At 33.3% G+C, this 25,264-nt stretch carries 26 protein-coding genes; 9 read left to right on the forward strand and 17 right to left on the reverse strand.

From position 1 onward, the window contains the following. Positions 1-160 precede the first annotated feature (160 nt). Together BM383_RS13720 and BM383_RS13725 are read right to left on the reverse strand one after the other, a co-directional pair. On the reverse strand, positions 161-997 hold the full coding sequence (locus BM383_RS13720) for an ABC transporter permease (protein ID WP_093025717.1): 837 nt from the start codon (positions 995-997) through the stop codon (positions 161-163). Positions 998-1,002: 5 nt separating this feature from the next. Then, the gene (locus BM383_RS13725) at positions 1,003-1,902 is read right to left on the reverse strand and encodes an ABC transporter ATP-binding protein (RefSeq protein WP_093025718.1); all 900 of its coding nucleotides are present in this window, start codon (positions 1,900-1,902) and stop codon (positions 1,003-1,005) included. Positions 1,903-1,997: 95 nt separating this feature from the next. On the opposite strand from BM383_RS13725, the gene BM383_RS13730 reads away from it, so the two are divergent. Then, positions 1,998-3,059, forward strand: a complete 1,062-nt coding sequence (locus BM383_RS13730) for a hypothetical protein (protein WP_093025719.1) — start codon at positions 1,998-2,000, stop codon at positions 3,057-3,059. On the opposite strand, the gene BM383_RS13735 is transcribed toward BM383_RS13730, so the two are convergent. From BM383_RS13735 to BM383_RS13765, 7 genes are all read right to left on the reverse strand, one after another. Then, positions 3,051-4,064 (reverse strand): TlpA disulfide reductase family protein, encoded by a 1,014-nt coding sequence (locus BM383_RS13735; RefSeq protein WP_093025720.1) that lies wholly within the window; start codon positions 4,062-4,064, stop codon positions 3,051-3,053. The two genes, BM383_RS13730 and BM383_RS13735, sit on opposite strands and share 9 nt — an antisense overlap. A gap of 1 nt (position 4,065) precedes the next feature. Next, complete coding sequence (locus BM383_RS13740) at positions 4,066-5,124, reverse strand: nucleoid-associated protein (RefSeq protein ID WP_093025721.1); 1,059 nt, start codon at positions 5,122-5,124, stop codon at positions 4,066-4,068. A 28-nt stretch (positions 5,125-5,152) separates the two neighbouring features. Next, positions 5,153-5,509, reverse strand: a complete 357-nt coding sequence (locus BM383_RS13745; protein WP_093025722.1) for a four helix bundle protein — start codon at positions 5,507-5,509, stop codon at positions 5,153-5,155. A 45-nt stretch (positions 5,510-5,554) separates the two neighbouring features. After that, complete coding sequence (locus BM383_RS13750; RefSeq protein WP_093025723.1) at positions 5,555-6,079, reverse strand: IS1096 element passenger TnpR family protein; 525 nt, start codon at positions 6,077-6,079, stop codon at positions 5,555-5,557. 24 nt (positions 6,080-6,103) lie between these two features. After that, positions 6,104-7,126 (reverse strand): COX15/CtaA family protein, encoded by a 1,023-nt coding sequence (locus tag BM383_RS13755; protein WP_093025724.1) that lies wholly within the window; start codon positions 7,124-7,126, stop codon positions 6,104-6,106. A gap of 9 nt (positions 7,127-7,135) precedes the next feature. Beyond that, positions 7,136-8,563, reverse strand: a complete 1,428-nt coding sequence (locus tag BM383_RS13760; protein WP_093025725.1) for a CCA tRNA nucleotidyltransferase — start codon at positions 8,561-8,563, stop codon at positions 7,136-7,138. A gap of 130 nt (positions 8,564-8,693) precedes the next feature. Further along, complete coding sequence (locus BM383_RS13765; RefSeq protein WP_093025726.1) at positions 8,694-9,254, reverse strand: L-threonylcarbamoyladenylate synthase; 561 nt, start codon at positions 9,252-9,254, stop codon at positions 8,694-8,696. A 213-nt stretch (positions 9,255-9,467) separates the two neighbouring features. Here BM383_RS13765 and BM383_RS13770 point away from each other — a divergent pair, with 213 nt between their 5' ends. Further along, positions 9,468-10,448 (forward strand): glycosyltransferase family 4 protein, encoded by a 981-nt coding sequence (locus BM383_RS13770; protein ID WP_177229131.1) that lies wholly within the window; start codon positions 9,468-9,470, stop codon positions 10,446-10,448. On the opposite strand, the gene BM383_RS13775 is transcribed toward BM383_RS13770, so the two are convergent. After that, entirely contained in the window at positions 10,438-11,364 is a 927-nt protein-coding gene (locus tag BM383_RS13775) for a glycosyltransferase family 2 protein (protein ID WP_093025728.1), read from the reverse strand. The two genes, BM383_RS13770 and BM383_RS13775, sit on opposite strands and share 11 nt — an antisense overlap. A 3-nt stretch (positions 11,365-11,367) precedes the next feature. Next, positions 11,368-12,429, reverse strand: coding sequence for a glycosyltransferase family 9 protein (locus BM383_RS13780; RefSeq protein WP_093025729.1), 1,062 nt, complete (start codon positions 12,427-12,429; stop codon positions 11,368-11,370). Between the two features lie 79 nt (positions 12,430-12,508). Between BM383_RS13780 and BM383_RS13785 the strand changes: the two genes are divergently transcribed. After that, positions 12,509-13,330, forward strand: coding sequence for a glycosyltransferase family 2 protein (locus tag BM383_RS13785; RefSeq protein ID WP_093025730.1), 822 nt, complete (start codon positions 12,509-12,511; stop codon positions 13,328-13,330). Here the strand turns inward: BM383_RS13785 and BM383_RS13790 are convergent. Next, the gene (locus tag BM383_RS13790) at positions 13,327-14,088 is read right to left on the reverse strand and encodes a glycosyltransferase family 2 protein (RefSeq protein WP_093025731.1); all 762 of its coding nucleotides are present in this window, start codon (positions 14,086-14,088) and stop codon (positions 13,327-13,329) included. The two genes, BM383_RS13785 and BM383_RS13790, sit on opposite strands and share 4 nt — an antisense overlap. A gap of 112 nt (positions 14,089-14,200) precedes the next feature. Here BM383_RS13790 and BM383_RS13795 point away from each other — a divergent pair, with 112 nt between their 5' ends. After that, complete coding sequence (locus BM383_RS13795) at positions 14,201-15,151, forward strand: NAD-dependent epimerase/dehydratase family protein (RefSeq protein WP_093025732.1); 951 nt, start codon at positions 14,201-14,203, stop codon at positions 15,149-15,151. A gap of 11 nt (positions 15,152-15,162) precedes the next feature. On the opposite strand, the gene BM383_RS13800 is transcribed toward BM383_RS13795, so the two are convergent. Together BM383_RS13800 and BM383_RS13805 are read right to left on the reverse strand one after the other, a co-directional pair. Further along, the gene (locus BM383_RS13800; RefSeq protein ID WP_093025733.1) at positions 15,163-15,918 is read right to left on the reverse strand and encodes a glycosyltransferase family 2 protein; all 756 of its coding nucleotides are present in this window, start codon (positions 15,916-15,918) and stop codon (positions 15,163-15,165) included. A 176-nt stretch (positions 15,919-16,094) separates the two neighbouring features. After that, complete coding sequence (locus BM383_RS13805) at positions 16,095-16,910, reverse strand: 2,3,4,5-tetrahydropyridine-2,6-dicarboxylate N-succinyltransferase (RefSeq protein ID WP_093025734.1); 816 nt, start codon at positions 16,908-16,910, stop codon at positions 16,095-16,097. A gap of 121 nt (positions 16,911-17,031) precedes the next feature. Between BM383_RS13805 and ruvX the strand changes: the two genes are divergently transcribed. From ruvX to BM383_RS13820, 3 genes are read left to right on the forward strand one after another with little or no spacing between them, the layout of a single operon-like run. Next, on the forward strand, positions 17,032-17,445 hold the full coding sequence (gene ruvX / locus BM383_RS13810; RefSeq protein WP_093025735.1) for a Holliday junction resolvase RuvX: 414 nt from the start codon (positions 17,032-17,034) through the stop codon (positions 17,443-17,445). Positions 17,446-17,503: 58 nt separating this feature from the next. Then, on the forward strand, positions 17,504-18,094 hold the full coding sequence (def, locus tag BM383_RS13815) for a peptide deformylase (protein WP_093025736.1): 591 nt from the start codon (positions 17,504-17,506) through the stop codon (positions 18,092-18,094). A 54-nt stretch (positions 18,095-18,148) separates the two neighbouring features. Beyond that, a complete protein-coding gene (locus BM383_RS13820) occupies positions 18,149-18,598 on the forward strand; it encodes a DUF5606 family protein (RefSeq protein ID WP_093025737.1) in 450 nt (149 codons plus the stop codon). 113 nt (positions 18,599-18,711) lie between these two features. Here the strand turns inward: BM383_RS13820 and BM383_RS13825 are convergent, their stop codons facing one another. Both BM383_RS13825 and fabF read right to left on the reverse strand, forming a co-directional pair. Further along, entirely contained in the window at positions 18,712-19,854 is a 1,143-nt protein-coding gene (locus BM383_RS13825) for a response regulator (RefSeq protein WP_093025738.1), read from the reverse strand. A gap of 208 nt (positions 19,855-20,062) precedes the next feature. Continuing rightward, the gene (gene fabF / locus BM383_RS13830; protein ID WP_093025739.1) at positions 20,063-21,301 is read right to left on the reverse strand and encodes a beta-ketoacyl-ACP synthase II; all 1,239 of its coding nucleotides are present in this window, start codon (positions 21,299-21,301) and stop codon (positions 20,063-20,065) included. Between the two features lie 180 nt (positions 21,302-21,481). Between fabF and BM383_RS13835 the strand changes: the two genes are divergently transcribed. Continuing rightward, a complete protein-coding gene (locus BM383_RS13835; RefSeq protein WP_093025740.1) occupies positions 21,482-23,635 on the forward strand; it encodes a TonB-dependent receptor in 2,154 nt (717 codons plus the stop codon). Here BM383_RS13835 and BM383_RS13840 read toward each other — a convergent pair. Continuing rightward, complete coding sequence (locus tag BM383_RS13840; protein ID WP_093025741.1) at positions 23,630-24,493, reverse strand: bestrophin family protein; 864 nt, start codon at positions 24,491-24,493, stop codon at positions 23,630-23,632. The two genes, BM383_RS13835 and BM383_RS13840, sit on opposite strands and share 6 nt — an antisense overlap. Before the next feature lie 152 nt (positions 24,494-24,645). Between BM383_RS13840 and BM383_RS13845 the strand changes: the two genes are divergently transcribed. After that, the gene (locus tag BM383_RS13845) at positions 24,646-25,263 is read left to right on the forward strand and encodes a tetratricopeptide repeat protein (protein ID WP_093025742.1); all 618 of its coding nucleotides are present in this window, start codon (positions 24,646-24,648) and stop codon (positions 25,261-25,263) included. Position 25,264: the final 1 nt, after the last annotated feature.

A 25,264-nucleotide genomic window follows, 5' to 3' on the forward strand; every position in this document is an offset into this window, starting at 1 on the left:
CCCTACATTTGAAGTATAATTAGAGAAGGAAACAAACTTCGATAGTTATTTTAGTTCAGGATTGGGTTTAAGTTGTAATATACTTACTAATTATTTGGTTTTGGTAAGAACAGCCGATACTTTTGAGTGTCGGCTGTTTTTTGTTTTTATAGACTTTTAGTTACAAATCTCTTTTCTTTAATAGTGCTAAAGAACCATATACAAAAATTAATGTCCAAACAATTACAATGAAATATTCGTACCAATGTGTTCCATAATCCTTTGTAAATGTTTCACCTACTTGATTGGCTACTGCTTTTACCGCACCAAATTTTGATACTGGTTCTTTCAATAAATTACTCATCGAGTTTAAAGGAAATAAGTCCATAATGTAATCTGTAGTATTACCTTCGGTAAAGACATATTTTTTCAATACTCCATAGGTGATTCCTTCTATGATTTGCCATAATATAAGAAAGCCTAACGCAAACGCAGATCGTTTGATTAAAACACCTAAAAACAAGCAAAATGAAAAGAATCCAACTAGTTTGATAAAGTAGGCGAACAAGTAATCTATATCTGTGGTGATAATAGAAAAGGTTTTAAAATCAGAATAAATTAAACCTAAAATTAAGGTTACCACAGCAATAAAAATGGTTGAGATTACCGAAAATACTACGACGGTTAAAAATTTAGAAAGCACAAATTCCTTCTTACTTAATCCATCTATTAAATTTTGTTTAATGGTTTTATTGCTATATTCATTGGACATCATGGAAACTATGACAACCGCTAAAAATATTTTGAGAAAAGCAGCAATAAAGGTGTTTAAATGCCAAATGTATGGAAAGTTAAAAATTCCCTGTTCTGCCAGATTAAAATGAATACTACCAATGTCAAATTTAATGGCGGCTATAAGCGTTATTAAACACAGTAGAACAAAATAGGCTCCAATAAGTATCTTGCTGGAACGACTGTTCCAAAGTTTTATAAATTCTATTTGTAAAAGACGTTTCATACGGTTTATTGTTGGTTGGCGGTTAGTTGTAAAAATTGCTCTTCAAGACTCTCTTTTCGTTTTACTAAGTGACTTAGAATGATACCTTTTTCAAACAAAAATTTATTCATTTCTGTTGCTGTAACATCTTCATTGAGTATAACTTTGATGTAGTCGTTTTGGTGTGAAACATTACCAAAAGCAGGATTTTCTTTTAACGTGGTTAAGAGTAATTCTTGATTTTCAGATTTTAATTCAAAAAAGCCAAAACTAGCAATCATTTCATCCACTCGACCTGAATACAGCTTTACACCTTTTCTCATAATTACTACGTGCGAACATACTTTTTCTACTTCATCTAATAGGTGAGAGGCTAATAAAATTGTAGTTCCAGTTTGTGCTATTTGTTTAATTAATTCTCTTATTTGATGAATTCCTTGCGGATCTAAACCATTTGTTGGTTCGTCTAAAATGAGAATTTCCGGATCATTCAGTAGGGCAGAGGCAATGGCTAATCGTTGCTTCATACCAAGAGAAAATGTTTTAAATTTATCATCTCTACGATCCCAAAGTTCTACCAAACGAAGTTTTTCTTCAACCTTGTTAGCCGGAACTCCCTTAATTTTACAAACTAAATTTAAGTTAGCAGCAGCTGTCATGTACGGATAAAAATTGGGTCTTTCTATAATAGCACCAACTTTTTTCAAAGCATTGTTTGTAGATTCTTCACCGTTGAACCACTGGAAATCGCCAGAAGTTTTATTGACTACGTTTAAGACAATACCAAGGGTTGTAGACTTTCCACTTCCGTTAGGGCCCAAAATACCGTAAACGTTTCCTTTTTCAATGGTAAATGATAAATTGTTTACCGCGGTAAGTCTTCCGAATTTTTTGGTAAGATTATTTATTGTTAGAATAGTATTCAAAATGTAGATATTTTTTTTGATTGGCTATATAAACTTGACGAGGAAAAGTACATTTTGTTACAGGATAATTTTAAATTTGAAGAAAACGTATTTTCATGGGAGATGATTTGATGTCTAAAAAGAAACCGAGCTTTCCAATTTCTAAAGAGCTCGATTTGTATTTGAGTGAATATAGTAGAAACATAAAAATTCCTATTTTTTATGAAGATTTGCTGCGGTTCTCAGGATCAATTGTGGTGTATGATGAAGATGATAACGATACGCTTTGGCTTCGGGTTTTTTATAATGAATTTGAACGCGAGGAAATTGACTATGCTTTGAAAAAAGTATATTCTATTCTTATTTCTGATGGTAATGATGATATTCTTCAGTATTTAAATGTAGACACTATAGATTTCTGTACTTTCGGAAATTCACAACCTTTTCGCGTGAAAGTTAGAAATATTTTGAATGATAATTTCACCTATTTCTATATCAAAAAAGCTGATGCATCTCGGATTTACGGGTTGGAATTAGAGCATATGCTTTCGCCTTATAATTTGAATTATTTGGTCTATAAAGACACTTTGATAGAAGAGCATATTGCAGGAATTCCAGGAGATATTTTTATCAAAGAGCATTTACCGTCACTCACAGAGTTTCAAAAATCTCAAATAGCAAAGGAGTTTGTAAAGTTCAATGAACGCTGTATGATTCGTCTTTTGGGTGATATGCGCAGTTATAATTATGTAATTGTGGCGACACCAGATTTTGATCATGTGGTTTATAAAATTAGACCTATTGACTTTGATCAACAATCTTATGAAGGCAGGTTGAAAATATACAGACCACAGTTTTTCAAAGAAAATAATGTAATGGTAGACCTTGTGAGGTCAAAACTTCAAAAAACATCTATTGGTCAATATAAAATAGAAGAACGCTCCATAGTTGCTAAGCGAATTTTGAATAAGTTGGAACAATTAAGAGCGCTACTAAATTGTATGGAATCAGATCACATCTCTAAACCGGAATATGTAGAAAGTTTGCGTGGGGAAATATTTAATTTCACCAATGATATAAAGTTTAAAAAAGCTGAGAACATGGGGGAAATAGTGAGATCGGCGCTAGATTTTATTCGTAGAAATTATGAAGATGTAAATATGAAAAGTCTATTTTAAATTTTGGGAAAGAAAATATCCAATCTTTTCAGGCTCTACATTTACGCCAACTACTTTTCTGTTAGCATCGATTAAAATACTGTAGGGAATACTGTAAAATTCATAGTAGGACACAATAGGACTATCAAATTCATTTCCAGATCGTAAATGATTCCAAGTTAAATTGTCTTTTGCTATGGCTTTTTTCCACGGTTCCATTTCGTCTTCCAAAGAAATACTTAACACATCAAATCCTTTACTGTGATATTTGTTATATACGCTTACAATATATGGATTTTGTTTGCGGCAGGGAACACACCAACTAGCCCAAAAATCTACCAATAAATAAGGAGCGGAAATTGTAGAAGAATTTATGGTTTCTTCTTGTAAATTGTACAAATCAAAATCTTTGAAGGTACTACCAATGCCAAATTTTTCAAGTTTTTCTAAAGATTGGTTGATAACGAATAAATCAGTTGAAGTTTGTTTGCTTGTATCTAATTGTTGTTTGAAGTCGGTAACTTCTTCGGCACTTAAAATCCAACTTTCAGAAGCAATTTTAGCCAATAATTTTCCACTCAAACTATGTGACGGATTTTCTGTAATGAATTTTGATAAAGAATCTTTCAGTCTGAAATTAAAATCAGCATCATTATAGTGATCTTCTAAAAATGATTCAAAATGATGTTGTTTTTGTTGACTTTCAGAACCTGTAACGCTAGTTAATTTTAGATGTTCCGGAGAATTGAAAGTGATGTGTATTTCAGAATTTTCTACATATAACCACGCTAATTTTGACTTGTCATCTAACGTGATCCAACTCTGAATAGGAAAAGGAACTTTCCCATTGAAGGTAAATTGATTGTTACTAACTAAAACACTGTCTTTGGAGTTTGGCGTGTTTAAAAACACATAACCGTTGTAGTTTCCGTTTTCAAATTCTCCCTGAATTTGGAAACCATCTGTTGACTTTTGCGAACAACTTGCGAGCAAAACCAAACTCCAAAAAAGTGTAAAATATTTCATGTTAGTTTTTCTCTTCCTTGTTGAAATATACTAAGTAATAGTACATTTGGCGTTCTTCGTCCCAACCTTTTTCAACAAATTTATCGGCACTTTCAGGATTAATGAAATCCATCTTAATCTGTACGTTGGTGTCTAGATTAATCACGTTTTTCATTTTCTTACGTGCGTCAGAAACAGCCTTGTTAGCAATAGGAAAGTTAGAAACGTCTTCAATGCTGTATTTTGGACCTTTTTCAACTTTGTAATGTTTGAATTCCGGAATTAAATCTGGATTTTCCATTACTTCATTCAAGAAATTGGTTTCTTCAAACTCGTCATTTTTAGCAAAGTGATTCACCGCACGGTTCATGAACATTACTTCTTCTTTCTTGTCTTCTGCAGGTAAAACCACGTCTTTTGCGAAGTCTTTACAGAATTTCAAATACTTTTTAGTGAAGAAGTTTTCATCGGTTAATGCATCAACATTCAAAAAGTTTTCCAGCCAATATTTAGTGTCGTAACGGTTACTGTCTACTGATAGAATTTTGTAACCGTCACTTTGATTCTTGTTCATAATCAAACATCCTTTGTCTAGTTTGTTGATGTTGATTCCTTGCTGAATAAGAATGTTGATATCGTTTCCTGCGTCTTCAAACTGAAGAAAATCGTGCTTTAACTCACTCTTAAAAATACCAATGGCATCTACTTTTTCATTGTCTAAAACCACATCTTGAAGGTACGCAACATACACTTCTCCTGGTTTTATATGTGGGTGGTTCGATTGCTCAAACAAGTGTGTAGCAATCTTTTTTGAGTTTTCGTGAATTGAATTTGGGTTTGTAAAAACCTCTGCAGCAATTTTGTACAATTCATTAAATTCTAAATCTACATCATCATCAAAGCGCAGGTAATTTTCTTCTTTATCGCGGAACGGTTTAAAGAAATATTCTTTTAACAAACCTAAAATTTCATCGTTTAGTTTGTATGGGTTTTCAGAAAAGAAAACGCCTTCACTTTTACTTTTGTTTCCCACTCTGTGAATGGATAAACTTTCAATGTGCGTTGGATATAAGTTGATCATTTTTTTTAGTTACAAAGTTACTGAGTTACTAAGATTCTTTGATTTTATTGATAAAACTAACAAGCATTCGCTCTAACTCTCTGGTTTTTTCATAGATTTCTATGAAAATTTCTTTTGGTATAAAATTTAAATTAAAAGCAATTTCAATTTGGGTTTGAAGTTCAAAGATAGAGCTTAATGCAATATTTAAATACTTTAAAAAGTCTCTTCTTCCATCACGTCCATAGCCTTCTGCAATGTTACTAGGAATTGATATAGCACTTCTTCTAATTTGTGATGTGAGATTGTATTGTTCTTCTTTTGGAAATGCTTCTGTTACTTTATAGATACTCGTAACCAAATTCATTCCTTTTTGCCAAATTAATAAATCTCGAAAAGTAGCCATATCTTAGAAACTTTGCTGCTTTGGTACTTAGAAACTAATTAGAAATTAATTCCAGTTTTCATCAAAATCCATGTCTCCGTAACCGGATAGGTCGTCATCATCATCGGTTCCAAAATCATCAAAACCTTCGTTGAAATCTACTTTTTCTGCTTCAAAATCTTTTTCAGGAGCATTTGCTGGCAATTCGCCATGCGAAAATAAAAGTATCGGATAGGTAATGCCTGGTTCTGGTTCGCTCATTTCTCCCAATTCTACAAAGAATGTCCACATGCTAAAAAAATCGTACACGTAGATCAATCGGTTATCATCTTCGGAAATCACATCTTCCAGGGTTGTTTCGTTCATCAATCTAACGTCAGTAGAACCGTCGCTCATATCAAATAACGAAATTTCATCACCTTGATTCCAATCTTCATCACTCACGTAAAAAGAAGCCATTTCGCTACCGTCAAACCCAAAAGCTTGTGTAAGTGCATTATGGAAATCTTCCATAGTTACATCTCCGTCTATAGCAACGTCTCTGATAACGTCTTCTTCGGCGTCTAAAATAATTCTGAATTTATATATCATGTACTAAAATTGGTTTTGAAAATATTAGTGTGCTACTGCTTTCTTGTTTTCTAAAAGTAAGTAAAATTGTATTCCAAAAATAATAGAAGCAACTACTAAATGGATGGTTTGTGAAGTAAAAGGGAAGTGGAAATAGAACATTACAATTCCGCTAACAACTTCTACCAAAAGCAGCGCAATTACCCAATTGATTTTTGAATACCCCAAAAGTAATTGTTTGTTTTTCCAAAACAAAAAGGCATTTATCAACAATACAATAATGGAGAACGATCTGTGAATGTAAAATTGCCAGCTAGGATCGCTTAACCAAAGTTGTTTTGCGTGTTCGCCATAAATATCTGCCTGAATATCTACAAACTGACGTACTTGTGTACCCAATACAATTTGTATTAATGTAAATACAATCGCCAATATATTTACCAGCGTAAAGGGTTTGAATTTCTTTTGATTTTTTGCTGTATCCGAATTTAAATACAATACATATAAAATCATTGCTACAATGACCAAAGCCATTACCATGTGAACGGTGATTTTTTGAGGTAGCAAGACTGAATAAACTACGGTGGCACCCAACCATGCCTGAAAGCCCATGGCAAAAACTACCAACCAGGATAGTATGGTAATCGCTTTTTTCTTTTTCCATAAGCTGAAAGAAGCAATAGCCATGATTAATGTAGCCAAACCTGCTAAAGCACCCACTAAACGATTGATAAACTCTGTCCAGGTATGGTACGGATTAAAAATAGCATAATCGTGTTTGGTATATTTTTCCCAATTTGTTGCTTCAAAATTGTTAGCAGAAGTAAAATCTTTAGCAGCTACTTTCAAAGTTTCTTCTAAAATAATTACTTGTCCTTTTTTGTATGCATGATCAGGTTTCCAGACTAATTGTTCTGCATTAGTAGGCGGAATATAATATCCGAAACATTTTGGCCAATCAGGGCAACCCATTCCACTACCGGTCATACGTACCACAGCACCGGCAACAATTACTAAATACACTAAAACCAGCGTAGTTTTAGCAATTGAATTGAAGTATTTTTTCATTTTAAGTGTTTATTTAACCGGATTTAATCCTAATTTTTCTCCTTTTTTGAGCATAAATTGATACGCAGCTTCGTATTCATTCGGAATTTCACCTTCCAGAATTGCTTCTTTTATGGCGTCTTTGATCATTCCAATTTCACGAGACGGCTGTAAGTTGAAGATTTCCATAATTTCTTCCCCACTAATTGGTGGTTGAAAATTACGAACATGATCTCTTTCTTCTACTTCAACAATTTTTTGTCTAACAATCTTAAAATTATGGTGGTATTTGGTAAATTTTCTTGGGTTTTTGGTTGTAATATCGGCTTCGCAAAGCGTCATTAAATCTTCTACAAAATCTCCGGCATCAAAAATGAGTCGGCGCACAGCAGAATCGGTGACCATTTCTTGCGCCAAAACAATTGGGCGAGAACTCATGGAAACCATTTTCTGAACATATTTCATTTTATCGTTCAGTGGCATGTGTAAACGTTTGAAAAGTTTATAGACCATTTTTCCACCAACAAATTCATGTCCGTGGAATGTCCATCCTACCTTTTTATCAAAACGTTTTGTGGGTGCTTTTCCTATATCGTGTAACAAAGCAGCCCAGCGCAACCAAAGGTTATCGGTATTTGGGGCAATGTTATCAACCACTTCTAAAGTATGCCAAAAGTTGTCTTTATGGCGTTGTCCTTCTTTTTCTTCAATGCCTTGCAGATTGGTTAATTCGGGCATAATTAGTTTTAGAAGTCCGGTTTTGTGCAATAATTTAAAACCAATAGAAGGTTTAGGAGATAGAATAATTTTATGCAATTCGTCTACAATTCGCTCTCCCGAAATAATTTTGATGCGTTCTTTATTGCGCGTAATGGCATTTAAAGATTCCTCTTCAATTTGAAAATTAAGTTGAGTAGCAAATCGAATGGCACGCATCATACGCAATGGATCATCAGAATACGTAATATCGGGATCCAAAGGAGTTCTGATAATTTTATTTTCAAGGTCTTGTATACCATTAAACGGATCTAATAAGGCGCCAAAATTCTCTTTATTTAAAGAAATAGCCAATGCGTTGATGGTGAAATCTCTTCGGTTTTGATCGTCTTGTAAAGTGCCATCTTCCACTAAAGGATTTCTAGAATCTTCTCGGTAACTTTCTTTACGGGCGCCTACAAATTCTAGCTCAATATCATCGGTTTTTACCATGGCGGTGCCATAGTTTTTAAACACTTGTACTTTAGCCTTGTTGGGTAAAAGTGATGCTACTTCTTGAGCCAGTTCAATACCACGCCCAACAGCCACCACATCAATATCTTTTGCAGTACCTCTTTCTAACAAAAAATCTCTTACAAAGCCACCAATTACATAACTGTCTACTTGCAAATTGTTAGCAGCAGTTGCTATGGTTTCAAAAATGGGATCTTGTATGGCTTGTTTTGTATCTTTTGTATTCACTTTTATGAGTGTTGTATTTGGGTTAGGGATTGAGGCATTTGTTCAAGCTCTTTTGTTTTATGAAATAAAATAAAAAGCGACTGCCGAAAGCCCGCCGCACGCTGAGTGCGGAACCTTCATTAAACTAAAACTATTTGCGAATTATTTTAAAAAGTCCGCTTCCACTTAATTTGATAATAGTAGAAGGTTGTTCGCAAATTTTTTCGCGGTGCAAATTTACTACATAGTCCACACCTGATAAAATTTCGTTACTGATTTCTTTGAACGATTTTGGAGTAGGAGCACCACTAATATTGGCCGATGTTGAAACAATTGGCCTGTTCAGCTTTCTAATAAGTTGCTGACAAAATTCGTCTTTGACAACCCGAACCGCCAAAGTGTTATCGGGAGCAATGAGGTTTTTAGCCACGCCATTTGGGTTGTCATAGATAATCGTAGTTGGTTTATCAGAATGATCTATAAGGTCGTATGCCGCATCTGGAATTTCACGGAAAATACGTTCTAGCATTATCACGTCTGATACTAAGCATATCAATGCTTTGCTTTCCTCTCGTTGTTTTAAGGCGTATATTTTTTGTACTGCTTCTTCGTTTCGTGCATCACAACCCAATCCCCAAACCGTATCGGTAGGGTAGAGTAGTGTACCACCTTCTTTGATTATTTGAATGCTTTTATGGAGTTCTTCTTTCATAATTTTATCAAATTCACAAAATTAGTACAATTTATTCTAATGCTATATTTTGATGACTTGGAATAATAAAAACAAACATTGTTTTTATTTGTTTCTTATATTGCCACGCAAATTTAAATTTTGTTTATGGCATTGAAGCAAGATCAAATCGTGTATGTACTTCATAAAAAGGGAATTCCTTCTCATTATAAAGGATTGCAACGTTGCTGTGAATTGAATGGTACGATTTTAAAATTCAGGGAGTTTTCTGTTTTTAACAGGATGTATAAAGGATTGATTCAGGGAAATATAAAAGAATTTGGTAAGCAGTTTATTAATTTATTTTTCATGTTGTCATTACTGTTTACAAAAAACAAGAAAGTTGTTTTAGGGATAGCTCCTTATGACTATAAACTTAATTTTTTATTATATTTTCTAAAAAACCATCAATTATATTATCATACATCATGGACTTTTTGGGATGGAAAATATTATCCAAAGAAAAAAAGAGTTACTCCAGACCTTTTAAATAAATGGAAGTTTTTTTTAGAAGAAAAATCAAAGCACATATTTGCTGTTTCAGCAAAATCTAAAGCACAGCTTATTAAATATTATGAAATTCCTTCAGATAAAGTTTCTTTGGTTTACCATACTGTTGATCCTATTTTTTATAAACAGTTAGATGTTGAAAGAGATGATCATGGTTTTATTTTTTTGGGTAGATTTGAAGAAGATAAAGGGTTAATGGAGGCCATTCATTTTTTTAAAGATCATCCTCTTTTTCGTTTTACCTTGGTGGGTAAAGGAAGTCTGGAAGAGGAAGTAAAACAAATTGCAGCGACATCGGATAACATATTTTATCAAGACTTTTTAGACTCAAAAGAAGAAATAGCTAAATTTTTACAATCGAATACTTTTTTAGTTTTGAATTCAAAAAGATCTAAAGAGTGGGAAGAACTTTTTGGTGTTGCCATTATAGAGGCAATGGCGAGTAAAACTATTCCCATTGCAACAAGTCACTCGGGTCCAAAAGAAGTAATTTCAAATGGTGTTGATGGTTTTTTATTGGATGAGGATGAGATTATCAGGTTTTTTGATAAACTGGAAGCACATACTTTAGATATCGAGAAATTACAGAAATCTTGCTATAAAAGGGCTCAGGATTTTACTATTGAATCTATTGCCACTAAATGGAATCCTATTTTTAAAGATTAATTTTTTGTTTTAGCTTAATAGAGTCTGTTAAGGGAAGTCCTTTGAAAAAAGCTACTACTAAGTAAAAACTCTTTTTAGGTTTTACAATAGCGGTAAGTAAATACCTCAAAAATAGAAAATAGCGTACAAATTGATAGATGAAAAATCCTTGATGTTTTTGAATCACATACATCATAGACGTTTTTAGCTCTAACTTTTTCTTTTTCTGGCTTTTTTGACTTTTGCCTTCGTAGTGAATATACGATGTTGTAGGGATGTAATAAGTTTTCTTTCCTAGCTTTTTTAAGCGATAACACAAATCACTTTCTTCATAAAACAAGAAAATATTTGTGTCAAATCCTCCAACTTCATGAAAATCCTCAGCTTTACAAAACATAAAACTTCCATTTACATAATTTACTTGGATAGGTTGATTATAAGAAGCTTTTCTCTTCGGATATTTTTTAGGAAACAAAGTTTCTAATCCAGTGTTTCCAAGAAGTATTTTCGAGGCAGATATAAAATGATCAAAACTATGAGATTGCCCTTTTTTCTGCATTACTATAGATGGGCCACACACAGCAGTATCTCTATGTTCTTGCATAAAATTGTAGCAATCAGTAATGCAATCGTTCTGCATTAAAGTGTCGTTATTTATAAAAGCATAGTAGTGAGCATTAGCAAATTGCACACCTAGCATATTACCACCTCCAAAACCTGTATTGATTTTACTTCTAAAGAGAAAAACATGCTTGCTATTCAAATCTTTAATATCTTTTGCTAACAATTCATAATCTTCCCTTTCAGAATTATTGTCGATCACAACAATCTGTAATGAAATTTTGCTACTGGTTTTTTCAAAAATACTTTGAATACATGCAGTGGTATAAGAAGATGTGTTGTAGTTAATAATAACTACTGCAACGTCGTAAATCATAAATTACAGATGCTTTTGTAGAAAGTTGGAAAGATGTTCTTGAAATAGTTCGGGCGTAAATACTTCATAAAATGATGCATACTGTTGAATAATTTCTTTTCTTTTTTTATGTTGAAACAACTCAGGTTTGAACTCATCTAAATGAATAGCCTTGTGTTGTTCTTCTTTTTGTAAATTCCACCCTTCTTTCTTCGTGAAAGGTGCAAATATAGCAAAAGTAGGCACTTCCAAAGCTTTTGCCATGTTTACAGCACCGCCTTCGTTTCCAATTAATGCTGAACAGTGAGAAACAATACCCAGAAAACCACGAAGTGAATCAGAGAAAACATTGAATTTAATCTTTGATTGGGAATGTGCGTTACATAAGTTGTAAATGGCCTTTGCTTGCTCTTCTTGTGGTGGAATGTAATTGAATAAAATGGTATAATTACCAGCGTTACAAATTTGATCGATTACTTTGGCCATGTAAGTCGCTGGATAGGTTTTAGGCTCGCTACTACCTAAAACACTAATCATAATAATTTTTTCAGTTTCAGAAATAGCGTTTTCTAGCAAAAATTTCCTTGCAGCAATCTTTTCTTCTTTGGAGAGGTATATTTTGGGTTTAGTAATCAGTTTTGTTGGGTTTAACTGAAAATCATCCAGTAATGTAATCCTATTTTTTATAGCTAAGGTCATATCAGGATCTGTAACTGTATGTGTATTATACGTTTTGGTATAGATCCAGGAGGTATAGGTCTTGTGATATGATATTTTTCTGGACGCTTTGGAGGCTAAAGTAATTAGATTACTTTCCAATTTTCCGTAAGCATCAATCACAACATCGTAATGCTCTTTTCTAATTGCTTTCAAAAATTGAAGAAACTGACTCCTGTTGTTTCTAAATTCTTTTTTAAAAACAATTACCTTATCAATATTTGGATGATGATCTGTAACAGCCAATGTATTGTCATTTGCTACAAAATGTATGGTAGCAGAAGGATATTTCTGTTTTAGATTATCACAAATGATGGTACTTGTAAGTACATCGCCAATCATTTTTTGCTGAATTACTAGAAATTTCATGCTATCATATATGATTACGAAAGTATAGGTTTTTTTAAGAAAATAAAACACTCTATTTTTGTTGAAATTTTTTAAGGAGATGAATACCGATCCAATTTCAGTAATTATTAGTACTTACAATGCAGAGGCATGGTTAGAGAAAGTTCTTTGGGGATATGAAGCTCAGACTTTTAAGAACTTTGAAATTGTAATTGCAGATGATGGGTCTGGTCCTGCAACCAAAGAGTTACTTTCTTCTATTAAAAAGCAAGTTTCTTATAAAATAGTGCATGTTTGGCAGGAAGATGAAGGTTTTCAGAAATCTAGAATTTTAAACAAAGCTATCGTAGCGTCTTCTTATAATTATATTTTAATGAGCGATGGTGACTGTATTCCTAGAAAAGATTTTCTTCAAGTTCATGCAGATTATAGAGAGAAAGGTTATTTTCTTTCGGGCGGATATTTTAAATTGCCAATGGATATTTCTCAAAAAATAACGAAAAAAGATATTTTAGAAGGGAAATGTTTTGATATTGATTGGTTAAAGAAGAACGGGTTAAAATCATCATTCAAAAACTCAAAATTAACCGCAGCAGGCTCAAAAGCATCTTTTTTAAATAAAGTGACGCCTACCAATGCAAGTTGGAACGGACACAATGCTTCGGGCTGGAAAGAAGATCTTTTGGCAGTGAACGGGCTTAACGAGAGAATGCAGTATGGAGGTCAGGATCGTGAATTGGGAGAGCGTTTGTTTAATTATGGAATTAAATCTAAACAAATACGTTACAGTGCCATTTGTGTTCACCTAGACCATGCAAGAGGCTATAAAACACCAGAATCAATCGCTTTCAACGTCGCAATAAGAAAAGAGGTGAAGGAAAACAAAATTTACTGGACTCCAGTAGGAATACAAAAAGATTAGTTTTTGTATTCTTTTCGTTGCCTATCAACTTCTAAATAGCGCTCTTTAATACCTTGAGCATTGATTTTAGAAATTAGATAACCATTATACCCATCTAAAATTCCTAGCCTGATAATGTATTTCTTTAAAAACCTAAACAATGGTTTTAGATAATAATGAAAAAAAGTTGGTTTTATTCCTTTTTTGAAAAGTTCTTGCCCTCTTAATTTACCGTAATATAAAATTCGTCTGGTGTAATCTTCTTCAGATTTAAAAAAATGATGCTCCAATTTATTTTTCAAGACAGTAGAAGAACCTTCATAAATAAGACCTTCATGAACAATTCTGTTTTTGTCATAATGAACATTAGTTTTTAAAAATAATCGTTGTTGTTTATCTGTTTGAAAACCAGAGTATTTTAATGGTTTTCCATTCATGATAAATTGTCTATAAAAATAATAAACCTCATGACCAGGTTTTTCAAGAACATTAAGAATTTCATTCTGAAGAGGAGCTGTAATAACTTCATCTGCATCTATAAATAGTACCCAATCAAAATTTGTTTTAGACAATGCATAAGATCTTTGCGTCATGTAGTTTTCAAAAGCATGTTGGTAAGCAGTAATGTTAGGTGCTTTTTGAAGAAATTCCCAAGTACCATCTGTACTGTAGGAGTCTATAACTACAATTTCATCTGCAAACGATAAACTATCAATACAATTTTTTATATTGTTAATTTCGTTAAGAGTTATGACTAGTGCAGATATTTTTTGTCTCATAAATATTTTGCTAAACTACAAAGATACAAAGTCCTTTTTTCAAAAAAATGAATTCTCAAGGCCTTTTTTATGTAACAATAATTATTTTTGCATTTGATAAATGATTTAAGTTTTGAAAATATTAATTACCGGGATTGCTGGTTTTATCGGTTCGCATGTGGCAGAAGCTTTTGCAGAACAAGGTCATGAAGTTTTTGGAGTTGATAATTTTAACGATTATTATGATGTTGGTCTAAAGCGAATGAATGCTGCAGATGTTGTAAGTAAAGGAGTTAAGATTATAGAAGCTAATTTGCATGAAGATCTTTCCGGGATTTTACCGGAATCTGTAGACTATATTTTTCATTTTGCGGCACAGCCAGGTATCTCTGCGAGTACATCATTTTCTGATTATCAAAAAAATAATGTTTGGGCAACACACCAATTATTAGAGTGGACAAAAAAGTGTAGCCCAAATGTGAAGTTATTTGTGAATATTTCAACTTCATCTGTTTATGGGAGAGTAGCCAATTTGAAAGAAACAGAACTCACGTTGCCAGTTTCTAACTATGGCGTTACAAAATTAGCTGGCGAACAATTAGCTTTAGCTGAGCAACGTAGCGGAACCATGAAAGCTTGCTCTCTTCGTTTATATTCTGTTTATGGGCCACGAGAAAGACCTGAAAAGCTTTACACAAAACTTATCAAATCAATTTATGAAGATCTTCCTTTTCCTTTATTTGAAGGAAGTGAAAAGCATTCTCGTAGTTTCACATTTGTAGGCGATATTGTTGCAGCAATGTTGGCTGTTATAGGTAAAGAAGAAATACTAGCTGGTGAAATTATAAACATTGGTTCTTCTGCAGAACATACCACAAAAGAGGGGATTGAGCTTATAGAAAAAATAATAGGCAAAAAAGCTATTTTAGAAACCAAACCTCCTCGACCTGGAGACCAATTAAGAACTACAGCAATCATAGACAAAGCTGAAGAGTTATTAGGTTACAGTCCTAATACTTCTTTTGAAGAAGGATTAAGAAAGCAAGTTGCGTGGTACACAGAAAAATTTATAGTGAACGCTTAAAAAGGCAGAGTTTAAGATTGTTGTTTTCTTAACCTTTTCACTTCTTTGTACCGCTCAGCTACACCTTTAGCATTTATTTTAGAGATGGTATAACCATTTTTACCATCTAATATGCCAAAGCGAATAATATATTTTTGAAAGAATTTAAAAGCCGGTTTTATCTTTTGAACAAAGAATCCCGGTTTTTTATTTTTTAGAAATAGCTCTTTACCTTTTAATTGTCCATAAAAAAGAATTCTTCGGGTGTAATCTTCTTTTGATTTGTAAAAATGATGATCTAATTTTTCTTTTAAAATTCCGGTAGTTCCGCTTGTAATTAATCGTTCGTGAACAAGTCTTTCAGGTTCAAAAAAGGTATTTTCTTTATTGAAAAGGCGTAATTGTTTATCGGTTTGAAAACCGCAGTACTTTAAAGGAACTCCATTCATAATGAACTTTCTAAAAATATAATACGCATCTTTTTGAGGCGACTTTAAAATTTCTAGAATTTCATTTTTAAGATTTGGAGGAATCACTTCATCAGCATCAATAAACAAAACCCAATTATGAGATGCCTTTTGTAATGCATAGTTTTTTTGACTTGTATAATTTTCAAAAGGATGTTGAGAGGATTGTACATGAGGTAAACTTTGCAGATATTCCCAAGTTCCATCTGTACTAAAAGAATCAATAATTACTATTTCATCTGCAAAAGAAATACTCTTGACGCAATCTTTTATGTAATTGATCTCGTTAAGCGTAATAACAACTGCAGATAGTTTTTGCATTGATTGGAATGGTTATTTTTCAACGGCAAATATAAAATAAATGTAATACCTTCTTGTTTTGTTTTTATAAAGAATGGTGAAATGCTACTCTAGAGATTTAGATATTTTAGAATCAAAAAAAGCCTTTTACTCATCTTAGAGAAAAAGGCTTTTTAATAAAATTATGTGTATAAATTTTAAACTGCTACGTCATATTCTCTTAACGCATTGTTCAAAGAAGTTTTAAGGTCTGTAGACGCTTTACGTTTTCCAATGATCAATGCACAAGGAACCTGAAATTCACCAGCAGCAAATTTCTTAGTATAACTTCCAGGAATTACTACAGATCGTTCAGGAACTCTTCCTTTCATTTCAATAGGTTCGTCGCCCGTAACATCAATAATTTTTGTAGAAGCAGTTAATACTACATTTGCTCCAAGAACGGCTTCTTTTTCTACTTTTACACCTTCAACTACAATACATCTAGATCCAATAAAAGCACCGTCTTCAATGATAACCGGTGCAGCTTGTAATGGTTCTAAAACGCCACCAATACCAACACCACCGCTCAAGTGAACATTTTTACCAATCTGTGCACAACTACCAACGGTAGCCCAGGTATCAACCATAGTACCTTCATCAACATATGCACCAATATTCACATAACTTGGCATCATGATAACTCCAGAAGAAATATAAGCTCCATGGCGTGCAACGGCGTTAGGAACTACTCGAATTCCTTTTTCTTTATAACCACTTTTTAATGGAATTTTGTCATGGTATTCAAAAATTCCAGCTTCCAATGTTTCCATTTTCTGAATAGGGAAATAAAGCACAACACCTTTCTTTACCCACTCATTTACTTGCCAACCATCTTCCGTAGGTTCGGCAACTCTTAAAGCTCCTGTATCTAGCAAATAGACAACTTCTCTAATAGCTTCAATTGTTTTTTCTTCAGTAAGCAAGGATCTGTCATCCCATGCTTTTTCTATAATTTGTTGTAAATCTTTCATTAAACTACTTTTATTTATTCTGGTATTTTAATTTCTGTGGTAAAGATAGAATCTTAAAAATGAATAGCCCTCCTAATTTTACAGGTATCACAATTTTAACCTATTTTTACAAAAAAAATAAATGGCTAGAATTTTAGCAATCGATTACGGAACCAAAAGAACAGGAATAGCAATAACAGATGAATTACAAATCATAGCTTCTGGTTTAACCACAGTGAATACGCCAGAGCTCATTTCTTTTCTGAAGGATTATTGTGCTACGGAAAATGTAGAAACCATAGTTATAGGAGAACCTAAACGAATGAATAATGAAGCTTCCCAAAGCGAAGTACATATTCAGAAATTCTTAGAAAAATTACAAATAGAACTTCCTCATATTCCTACCGAGCGTGTAGATGAAAGGTTTACATCAAAAATGGCATTTCAATCTATGATCGATGGAGGTTTAAAGAAAAAGCAGCGTGCCAACAAAGCTTTGATCGATGAAATTTCGGCAACAATTATTCTTCAAACGTATTTAGATGGCAAAAGATAACGTAGGTTTCAGTTTCTTTGTACTTTTGCAATTCTAAGATTAAATCAAATAAAGTAGTATGATTTTACCAATTGTAGCATACGGAGATCCGGTATTACGCAAAAAAGCGAAAGATATAACAGCAGAATATCCTAACCTTCAAGACTTAATTGCCAACATGTTTGAAACCATGTATGGCGCGTATGGAGTAGGTTTGGCGGCGCCACAAATTGGGTTGCCAATTCGTTTATTTGTTATAGATGCTTCTCCATTTGCTGAAGACGATGATTTAACTGAAGCCGAAAAGGAAACTTTAAAAGATTTTAAAAAGGTTTTTATCAATGCAAAAATTGTTGAAGAAACAGGAGACGAGTGGGGGTTTACAGAAGGTTGTTTGAGTATTCCAGATATTCGTGAGGATGTTTTCAGAAATGAAAAAATCAAAATTGAATATTACGATGAAAATTTTGAAAAGCATATGGAAGAGTACGATGGCTTGGCAGCACGTGTAATTCAACATGAATTTGATCATATTGAAGGAGTTTTGTTTACAGACAAACTTTCTTCTCTTAAAAAGCGTTTATTAAAAGGTAAACTAGGCAATATCAGCAAAGGAAAAGTAAAAGCAGAATATAGAATGCGTTTTCCAGATGCCAAAAAAGCACGTTAATTTTTTTTGATTACTTATTAAAAAGTAGATATTTGCGCCTCTAAAAAATAACATATGAGTTTAGATAAAATTGTAGCTATATCAGGTAAACCGGGATTATACGAATTACAAACACAAACCAGAACAGGTTTTGTTGCCAAATCTTTATTAGATGGCAAAAAAATTACTGTAGGAATGCGTAGTAATGTTAGTGTACTTTCAGAAATTGCTATCTATACATTGCAAGAAGAAATGCCTCTTCGTGAAGTTTTTGCTAAGATTCAAGAAAAAGAGAACGGTGGTGAAACTGCTGTGAAACATAAAGATTCTAAAGATAAGCTAGAAGAATATTTCTTTGAAGTTTTACCAGATTATGATGAAGATCGCGTTTATCCTAGCGATATTAAAAAAGTGGTTCAGTGGTATAATTTATTGGTAAAAAATGGTTTTAATGACTTTACTGATACTACTGAAACTAGTGAAGAAAATACCGAAGTAACAGCAGAAGAGACTAAAGAAGACTAATTTTTTAGTTTTACATATCATAAATAAAAAACCGACCAGAAATGGTCGGTTTTTTTGTGAAACCTAAAAATTAAATCTATGAATTATGTCAGAATTCTGACGAACCACATGCATTAAATCAACGTCATATCATTCTCTTCTTTTGGAGATCTACTATCCCAAATAATTTCGGCTAGTTGAATCAACACTTTTATATTTTCTTTTATAGTTAAGTTTTGTTTTTCAGACTCTAATGATTGATTTACAGAATATTCTGCAATAATATTGGACATTTCTCTTTTGCCAAACTTTTGTTTTAAACGTAAATAAATTTCATAATCAAAGAACTTTTTACACGTGAATTTACGTTTGAATATACATGAAACCAATTCACGTTTCATAATGGAGGTAGCACTCTTTACGTTGTTAAGTTTAACTCCAAGTGTTTTATAGCTCATAAGATTTATAATACTTGATAAACGTTCTTTTTGTACAGAGTTTTGGTAAAAAGAACTCACAATGTTTACATCAGAATTCTCAATTTCTGTAATCAATTCCTTGAAGTTGGAAAAATCCATCAACATTTCAGGATATGTAAAACCAACAAAATTAAGATCTTCAAATTCCGCCATGTACAACATTCCTAGTCGTATAGCTTCTGTTTTACCTACACTGGTTTTATAGTTACAAATGGTGATGTGATTTTCTCTTCCTTTTCGTAACTGATAAAGAATATTGAGTGTATCGTCGGTGCTTCCGTCATTTATAAAACAAAGATGAAAACCAGAGTGGGTATCAATAAAATCAATAAAATTCTCATTAATCAAAATATCTTCTACATTGTGACAAGGAACTACCAAGCCTACACAAGATTTTTCTATGATGGTTGGAATTTTACTTCTTTTAACATTTTCCTTCGGACATCCTAGTATTTTTATTACCGCAGCACTTAATTCATCAATATTGATAGGTTTTCTTAAATACTCATAAACACCCAATTTCAAAGAATCAATAATTAATTTTTCACTGGTATTACCGGATAAAACTAAAATAGGAATTTGATCTCCTTTTTGTTCTCGTATATATCGGATAATATCTAAACCACTAATAGTAGGCATGTTCATATCCACAATAACCAAATCTGGTAGAAAGGTTTCATACACTTTAATAGCTTCTACAGAGGAAACTAACGTTTTTATTTCGAAACCTAAGTTTGTAAGTTGTCTTTTGAGTGGATATAAAACTAATTGCTGGTCATCAATGGCTAAGATTTTCATAACACCTGTGATTTTTAGTTATTAAATCAATTTCATAGTACGAATGTACTCCGAATGCTTAAGAAAGAATCTTTAATTAGGTGTAACTGGCAATAACTGTAGTTGAATGTGAAATAAATATCGATAAGTGGAAAATACCGATTATCACGGAAAGTAGCGTAAATTCTAGTTTGATCTCAAAATATAAGACCAAACTAGAATTAAATTTTTATATGTTTTTGAACAAAACTGTAGAGTTGTGACCACCAAAACCAAAGGCATTGCTCATAGCAATGTTAATATCCTTTTCGTAGGCAGTATTGGTAACAATCTGCATTCCTTCAGGAATTCTATCATCTAGTTCGTCCACGTTGATGGTTGGAGGAACTATGTTATGGTTTATTGCTTTAATAGCAAGAATGGCTTCCACAGCTCCTGCAGCTCCCATTAAATGTCCAGTAATGGATTTTGTAGCACTAATATGAAGGTTTTTAGAGGCTCCAAACGTTTTATAAACGGCATTTAGTTCAGCAATATCACCAGCGTTCGTGGAAGTTGCATGCATATTCATATAGTCAACTTCTTCTGGAGAAATTCCAGCTTCTTCCAAAGCTAATGTCATGCATTTAGAAGCGCCCAATCCTTCAGGGTGTGGAGATGTCATATGGTATGCATCTGCCGTCATTGCAGTTCCTACAACTTCAGCATAAATTTTTGCTCCACGTGCAACGGCATGTTCATATTCTTCTAATAATAATGCTCCGGCACCTTCACCCATCACAAAACCATCGCGTTGCTTGTCGAATGGTCTACTTGCTTTGGTAGGATCATCATTACGAGTAGACATTGCTTTTAAAGCAGCGAATCCGCCAATAGAACCTTGTGTAATTCCTGCTTCAGATCCTCCGGTAATAAATGCTTTTGCTTTTCCAAGTTTAATGTAATTTACGGCATCCATTATGGCAGTGTTAGAAGTAGCACATGCAGAAACTGGAGTATAATTAATGCCACGTAAACCAAATTTCATAGAAACCATTCCACTAGCCATATTCACAAGCATTTTTGGAATGAAAAATGGGTTGAAACGTGGATTGTAATCTTTTGTAAAATAATTTTCTAACTCATCTTCAAAAGTACTCATACCTCCTTGTCCGCTTCCCCAGATAACGCCTATATCAAAAGGATCTATGGTAGAAAGGTCTAATCCTGAATCTTCTAAACATTGTGAAGCGGCGTATAAAGCATACTGTGTATACACATCACTTCTTTTAATTTCGTTTCTATCTAAATACTTGCCAGGTTCAAAGTCTTTGACTTCACAAGCAATTTGCGTTCTAAATTTTTCAGGATTAAAATGAGTGATTTTTCCGGCTCCACTTTTTCCGGCAACACTATTCTGCCAAAATTCTTCTGTGGTATTTCCAATGGGGGTAAGGGCACCAAGGCCTGTGACTACAACTCTTTTCATTCTTGGATGAGTTTTGTAAACTATTTTGGTTTGTTATTTAGCTATTAGCTGCAAAAGTAATCTTTTCTACTTCTTCTGACAGAGGATTAACATTTCAGTTATGAAATTTTACAGTTGAGGCGCTTTATTTTTCCATTAATGTAGCTCTTAAAGATGTTTGCATCATAAATCAATCAAATTATGAAACAGTTCATCTTTTTTACAGCATTGTTATTTTCAGTATGTGCACATGCACAAACTACTATTTCCGGTAAAGTCACAGACCATAAAGGAATTCCTATTCCGGGAGCTAATGTTTTTTTAGTTGGAACTTATGATGGCACTTCAACAGATATAGATGGGAACTTTTCATTTTCCACTTCGGAAGAAGGATCACAAACATTGTCTATTTCGTTCATGGCTTTTGAAACTTACGAATTAAAGGAAGACGTAAGACAAATGAATCAACTTGAAGTAAAACTGAAGGAAGCTATCAATACATTAACAGGAGTTACTTTGACTGCCGGAACTTTTGAAGCGGGAGATAATGCAAAGGTTACTGCTTTGAATACTTTAGACATTGTAACTACAGCTGGAGCGGTTGGCGACGTAGTTGGAGCATTACAAACCCTACCCGGAACTTCAACTGTGGCGGAGGATGGCCGACTTTTTGTTCGTGGAGGAGAAGCTGATGAAACTCAAATTTTTATAGATGGAATTCGTGTGTTTACACCGTATAATACATCGCCAAATAATTCTCCAACTCGTGGACGCTATTCACCATTTTTATTTAGCGGAACTAGTTTCTCTACGGGTGGTTATTCCGCAGAATATGGTGAAGCTTTGTCCAGTGTTTTATTGCTTAACACCATTAATGAACCGGAAGAAGAAGCCACAGATATTTCAATAATGTCCATTGGCGCTGGTTTAGGAAATACACAAATTTGGGGTGAAAATTCGTTGAGTGTGAATCTTTCATACATGAATTTGGCGCCGTATTTAGAATTGTTCCCAGATAGAAACGAGTGGGAAAAACCATTTCAAGTTGCATCTGGTGAAGCAGTTTACAGGCATAAGCTGGATAACGGACTTTTCAAATTTTATTCAGCTTTTGATTATACCAATTTTGCTGTTAACCAAAGAAATATCAATTATGAAGATAGAGTGAAATATGATATTACTAATAAAAATTGGTATTCAAATTTCTCATACAAAGGTGCTTTGAAAAATGATTGGATTTTGTCTACAGGTGCTAGTTTATCACTCTCAAAAAATGACATGATGATTATTGATGATGCTATAGATCAAACAGAAACGGCGTATCATTTAAAAATGAATTTGAAGAAAAAGTTCAATAGTCATATCAAACTAAATACTGGAATCGAATATTTTTCATCTAATTATGAGCAAGATTTTCAAGATGAAAACAATTTTCAGTTTACGAGCGAAGTACAGAAAGAACTACCGGTTATTTTTGCCGAAACCGATATTTTCTTCACCAATAAACTAGCATTAAAAGCTGGATTGAGAACTTCCTATGATGGTGTTTCAGATAAAATTTTGGTATCTCCAAGAACTTCGTTGGCTTACAAAACCGGTAAAAATGATCAAGTTTCTTTTGCATACGGAAATTTCTATCAAACTGCGGCAAATAGTTATTTGCAATATGCAGAAAACTTAAAACCACAGCAGGCACAACATTATATTTTAAACTATCAATATACATTCGATGGGAGAATTTTTAGAGCGGAAACCTATTATAAAAAGTATGATGATTTAGTGAAGTTTGATGGATTATATCCAGAATATGGAAGTGATTTTAGTAACAATGGTGCTGGTTATGCTACGGGGCTTGATGTTTTTTGGAGAGACGAAAAAACCTTTAAAAATGTAGATTACTGGGTGAGTTACTCATATTTAGATACCAAAAGGGATTTCAGGAATTACGAAGCGGAAGTGATGCCAAATTTTGCTGCGAACCATAATTTTTCTTTGGTTACCAAATATTGGATTAACGATTTAAAAAGTCAATTTGGATTTACGTATTCGTTTACTTCCGGTAGACCTTATGATGATAGAAATACAACTGAATTTATGAATGCCAAAACAAAATCATATAACAATATTGGATTGAATTGGGCATACTTGGTGAGTCAACAACAAATATTATTTGTGTCGGTAACCAATCCATTAGGGTTTAAAAATATTAGCGGATATCAATATGCTGACGCTCCAAATTCTAATGGATTTTATGACAGGCAAGCCGTTCGTCCAAATGCAGATTCTTTTGTTTTTGTTGGATTCTTCTGGACCATCAGTTCAAATAAGAACCGTAATCAATTGGATAATTTATAAAATTTCACCCACATGTTTTTTAATATTGGAAGCTATTTTTCTGGTAGGAAGATCATTTGGGTCATCACCAAACGGATCTTCAATCTCTTCAGCAATTAATTCTAAACTTGCCAATACATAAAATATAAATACAACCACCGGAATTACGTAATAACCCAAACTAAAAACATATCCAAAGGGCAATGTCATCACATAGAAGAATATAAATTTCTTAATGAAAGAACTGTAAGAGAAGGGGATAGGCGTGTTTTTAATACGTTCGCAGGCGCCACAAATATCAGTAAAACTTTGTAGTTCTGCATTGAGTACAATGAGTTGGTCACCCGTTATTTTTTGTTGTTTGTACAATTCGTTTGTTTTCTGAAAAAGACTTCTTGCCACTTGATTGGGCCTATGATGATCATGATTTATTGGAATAGTATATTCTTCATCTAACTGATGACTGGTGGTTTCATCATTCAAATGTTTTTGTAAGATTGAGGCGTAAACAGGAATAGCAACTCTAAAAAATTTTCGATCCTGTTCTTCCTGCAACATTCCAGAAATTTTAATAGCCAAATTTCTGCTGTTGTTTACCAAAGCTCCCCAGTGTTTTCGGCCTTCCCACCAACGATCATAGGCAGTGTTGGTTCTAAATACAAGTAGCAAAGAAATTACAAAGCTTAGAATACTGTGCATAATGGTAATATTCTTCACATGACTATTTTCACTAAGCTTCCAATATTCGATTTCTAAAAAAGCCACCAGTAGTGAATAAATGGCAATTACGGCCATTAATGGTAAAAGTTTTCGAAATGTATCAGCTTTGTGAAACCTAAAAATAAATGCGAGCCAATCTTTTGGGTTGTATGAAATCATTGAAGAAAAATTAGTCTACTAAAGAACGTGAATATTCGGTAGCTATCCAAGTTTTACAATTCAGTATTGAAAACTTACAACTCGGTAGTTCTCTTTTTCATATAAGATGATGCCGTGGTAAGTTTACAGTGTCATTAAAAAATAGAACAGTTATGAAATTACTTTTTACTTTATGTTTTGCCTTTGTATCCGTTATCGGATTTTCTCAATCTTATGAAAAAGGAATGGAAAAAGCCTTCGCACTTTGGCAAGAAGGAAAAGCTACAGAAGCATCAAATATGTTTGAACGCATTAGCGCAGTGGAAACAGAAAATTGGATTCCGCTATATTACGTAGCTTATGTAAATATTATTGATGCTTTTTCTGAAAAAGATAAAACGCGGTTACAATTAAAATTAGACAAGGCAAAAACGAGTTTGGAAAAAGCAAAACAATTGTCACCAGATAACGTAGAGATACTGATTATGGAAGCAATGCATAACACCGCTTGGATAGCTTTTGATGGAGCTACCTATGGTATGAAATACGGAGCTGTAAACACAGCCATTTATCAAAAAGCAACAGCAATGGCTCCAGAAAATCCTAGAGTAGCTTTGTCCTCAGCAGAATGGAATATGGGAATGGCTCAATATTTTGGAAAGGATACAGCTCCCTATTGTAAAGATATTGAGAAGGCATTGGAACTTTTTACTACCTTTAAAAACGAAACTCCTTTTTACCCAAGTTGGGGAGAAGGCAGAGCAAAAGAAGTATTAGCATCTTGTAAATAAA

Source organism: Pustulibacterium marinum, from assembly GCF_900116665.1.
Lineage (GTDB): Bacteria > Bacteroidota > Bacteroidia > Flavobacteriales > Flavobacteriaceae > Pustulibacterium > Pustulibacterium marinum.

What these genes read in the sequence shown, in the direction of transcription:
- BM383_RS13720 (WP_093025717.1), bottom strand. Translation starts at nt 997, where the DNA reads ATGAAACGTCTTTTACAAATAGAATTTATAAAACTTTGGAACAGTCGT.
- BM383_RS13730 (WP_093025719.1), top strand. Translation starts at nt 1,998, where the DNA reads ATGGGAGATGATTTGATGTCTAAAAAGAAACCGAGCTTTCCAATTTCT.
- BM383_RS13735 (WP_093025720.1), bottom strand. Translation starts at nt 4,064, where the DNA reads ATGAAATATTTTACACTTTTTTGGAGTTTGGTTTTGCTCGCAAGTTGT.
- BM383_RS13740 (WP_093025721.1), bottom strand. Translation starts at nt 5,124, where the DNA reads ATGATCAACTTATATCCAACGCACATTGAAAGTTTATCCATTCACAGA.
- BM383_RS13745 (WP_093025722.1), bottom strand. Translation starts at nt 5,509, where the DNA reads ATGGCTACTTTTCGAGATTTATTAATTTGGCAAAAAGGAATGAATTTG.
- BM383_RS13750 (WP_093025723.1), bottom strand. Translation starts at nt 6,079, where the DNA reads ATGATATATAAATTCAGAATTATTTTAGACGCCGAAGAAGACGTTATC.
- BM383_RS13755 (WP_093025724.1), bottom strand. Translation starts at nt 7,126, where the DNA reads ATGAAAAAATACTTCAATTCAATTGCTAAAACTACGCTGGTTTTAGTG.
- BM383_RS13765 (WP_093025726.1), bottom strand. Translation starts at nt 9,254, where the DNA reads ATGAAAGAAGAACTCCATAAAAGCATTCAAATAATCAAAGAAGGTGGT.
- BM383_RS13775 (WP_093025728.1), bottom strand. Translation starts at nt 11,364, where the DNA reads ATGATTTACGACGTTGCAGTAGTTATTATTAACTACAACACATCTTCT.
- BM383_RS13780 (WP_093025729.1), bottom strand. Translation starts at nt 12,429, where the DNA reads ATGAAATTTCTAGTAATTCAGCAAAAAATGATTGGCGATGTACTTACA.
- BM383_RS13785 (WP_093025730.1), top strand. Translation starts at nt 12,509, where the DNA reads ATGAATACCGATCCAATTTCAGTAATTATTAGTACTTACAATGCAGAG.
- BM383_RS13790 (WP_093025731.1), bottom strand. Translation starts at nt 14,088, where the DNA reads ATGAGACAAAAAATATCTGCACTAGTCATAACTCTTAACGAAATTAAC.
- BM383_RS13800 (WP_093025733.1), bottom strand. Translation starts at nt 15,918, where the DNA reads ATGCAAAAACTATCTGCAGTTGTTATTACGCTTAACGAGATCAATTAC.
- BM383_RS13805 (WP_093025734.1), bottom strand. Translation starts at nt 16,910, where the DNA reads ATGAAAGATTTACAACAAATTATAGAAAAAGCATGGGATGACAGATCC.
- ruvX (WP_093025735.1), top strand. Translation starts at nt 17,032, where the DNA reads ATGGCTAGAATTTTAGCAATCGATTACGGAACCAAAAGAACAGGAATA.
- def (WP_093025736.1), top strand. Translation starts at nt 17,504, where the DNA reads ATGATTTTACCAATTGTAGCATACGGAGATCCGGTATTACGCAAAAAA.
- BM383_RS13820 (WP_093025737.1), top strand. Translation starts at nt 18,149, where the DNA reads ATGAGTTTAGATAAAATTGTAGCTATATCAGGTAAACCGGGATTATAC.
- BM383_RS13825 (WP_093025738.1), bottom strand. Translation starts at nt 19,854, where the DNA reads ATGAAAATCTTAGCCATTGATGACCAGCAATTAGTTTTATATCCACTC.
- fabF (WP_093025739.1), bottom strand. Translation starts at nt 21,301, where the DNA reads ATGAAAAGAGTTGTAGTCACAGGCCTTGGTGCCCTTACCCCCATTGGA.
- BM383_RS13835 (WP_093025740.1), top strand. Translation starts at nt 21,482, where the DNA reads ATGAAACAGTTCATCTTTTTTACAGCATTGTTATTTTCAGTATGTGCA.
- BM383_RS13840 (WP_093025741.1), bottom strand. Translation starts at nt 24,493, where the DNA reads ATGATTTCATACAACCCAAAAGATTGGCTCGCATTTATTTTTAGGTTT.
- BM383_RS13845 (WP_093025742.1), top strand. Translation starts at nt 24,646, where the DNA reads ATGAAATTACTTTTTACTTTATGTTTTGCCTTTGTATCCGTTATCGGA.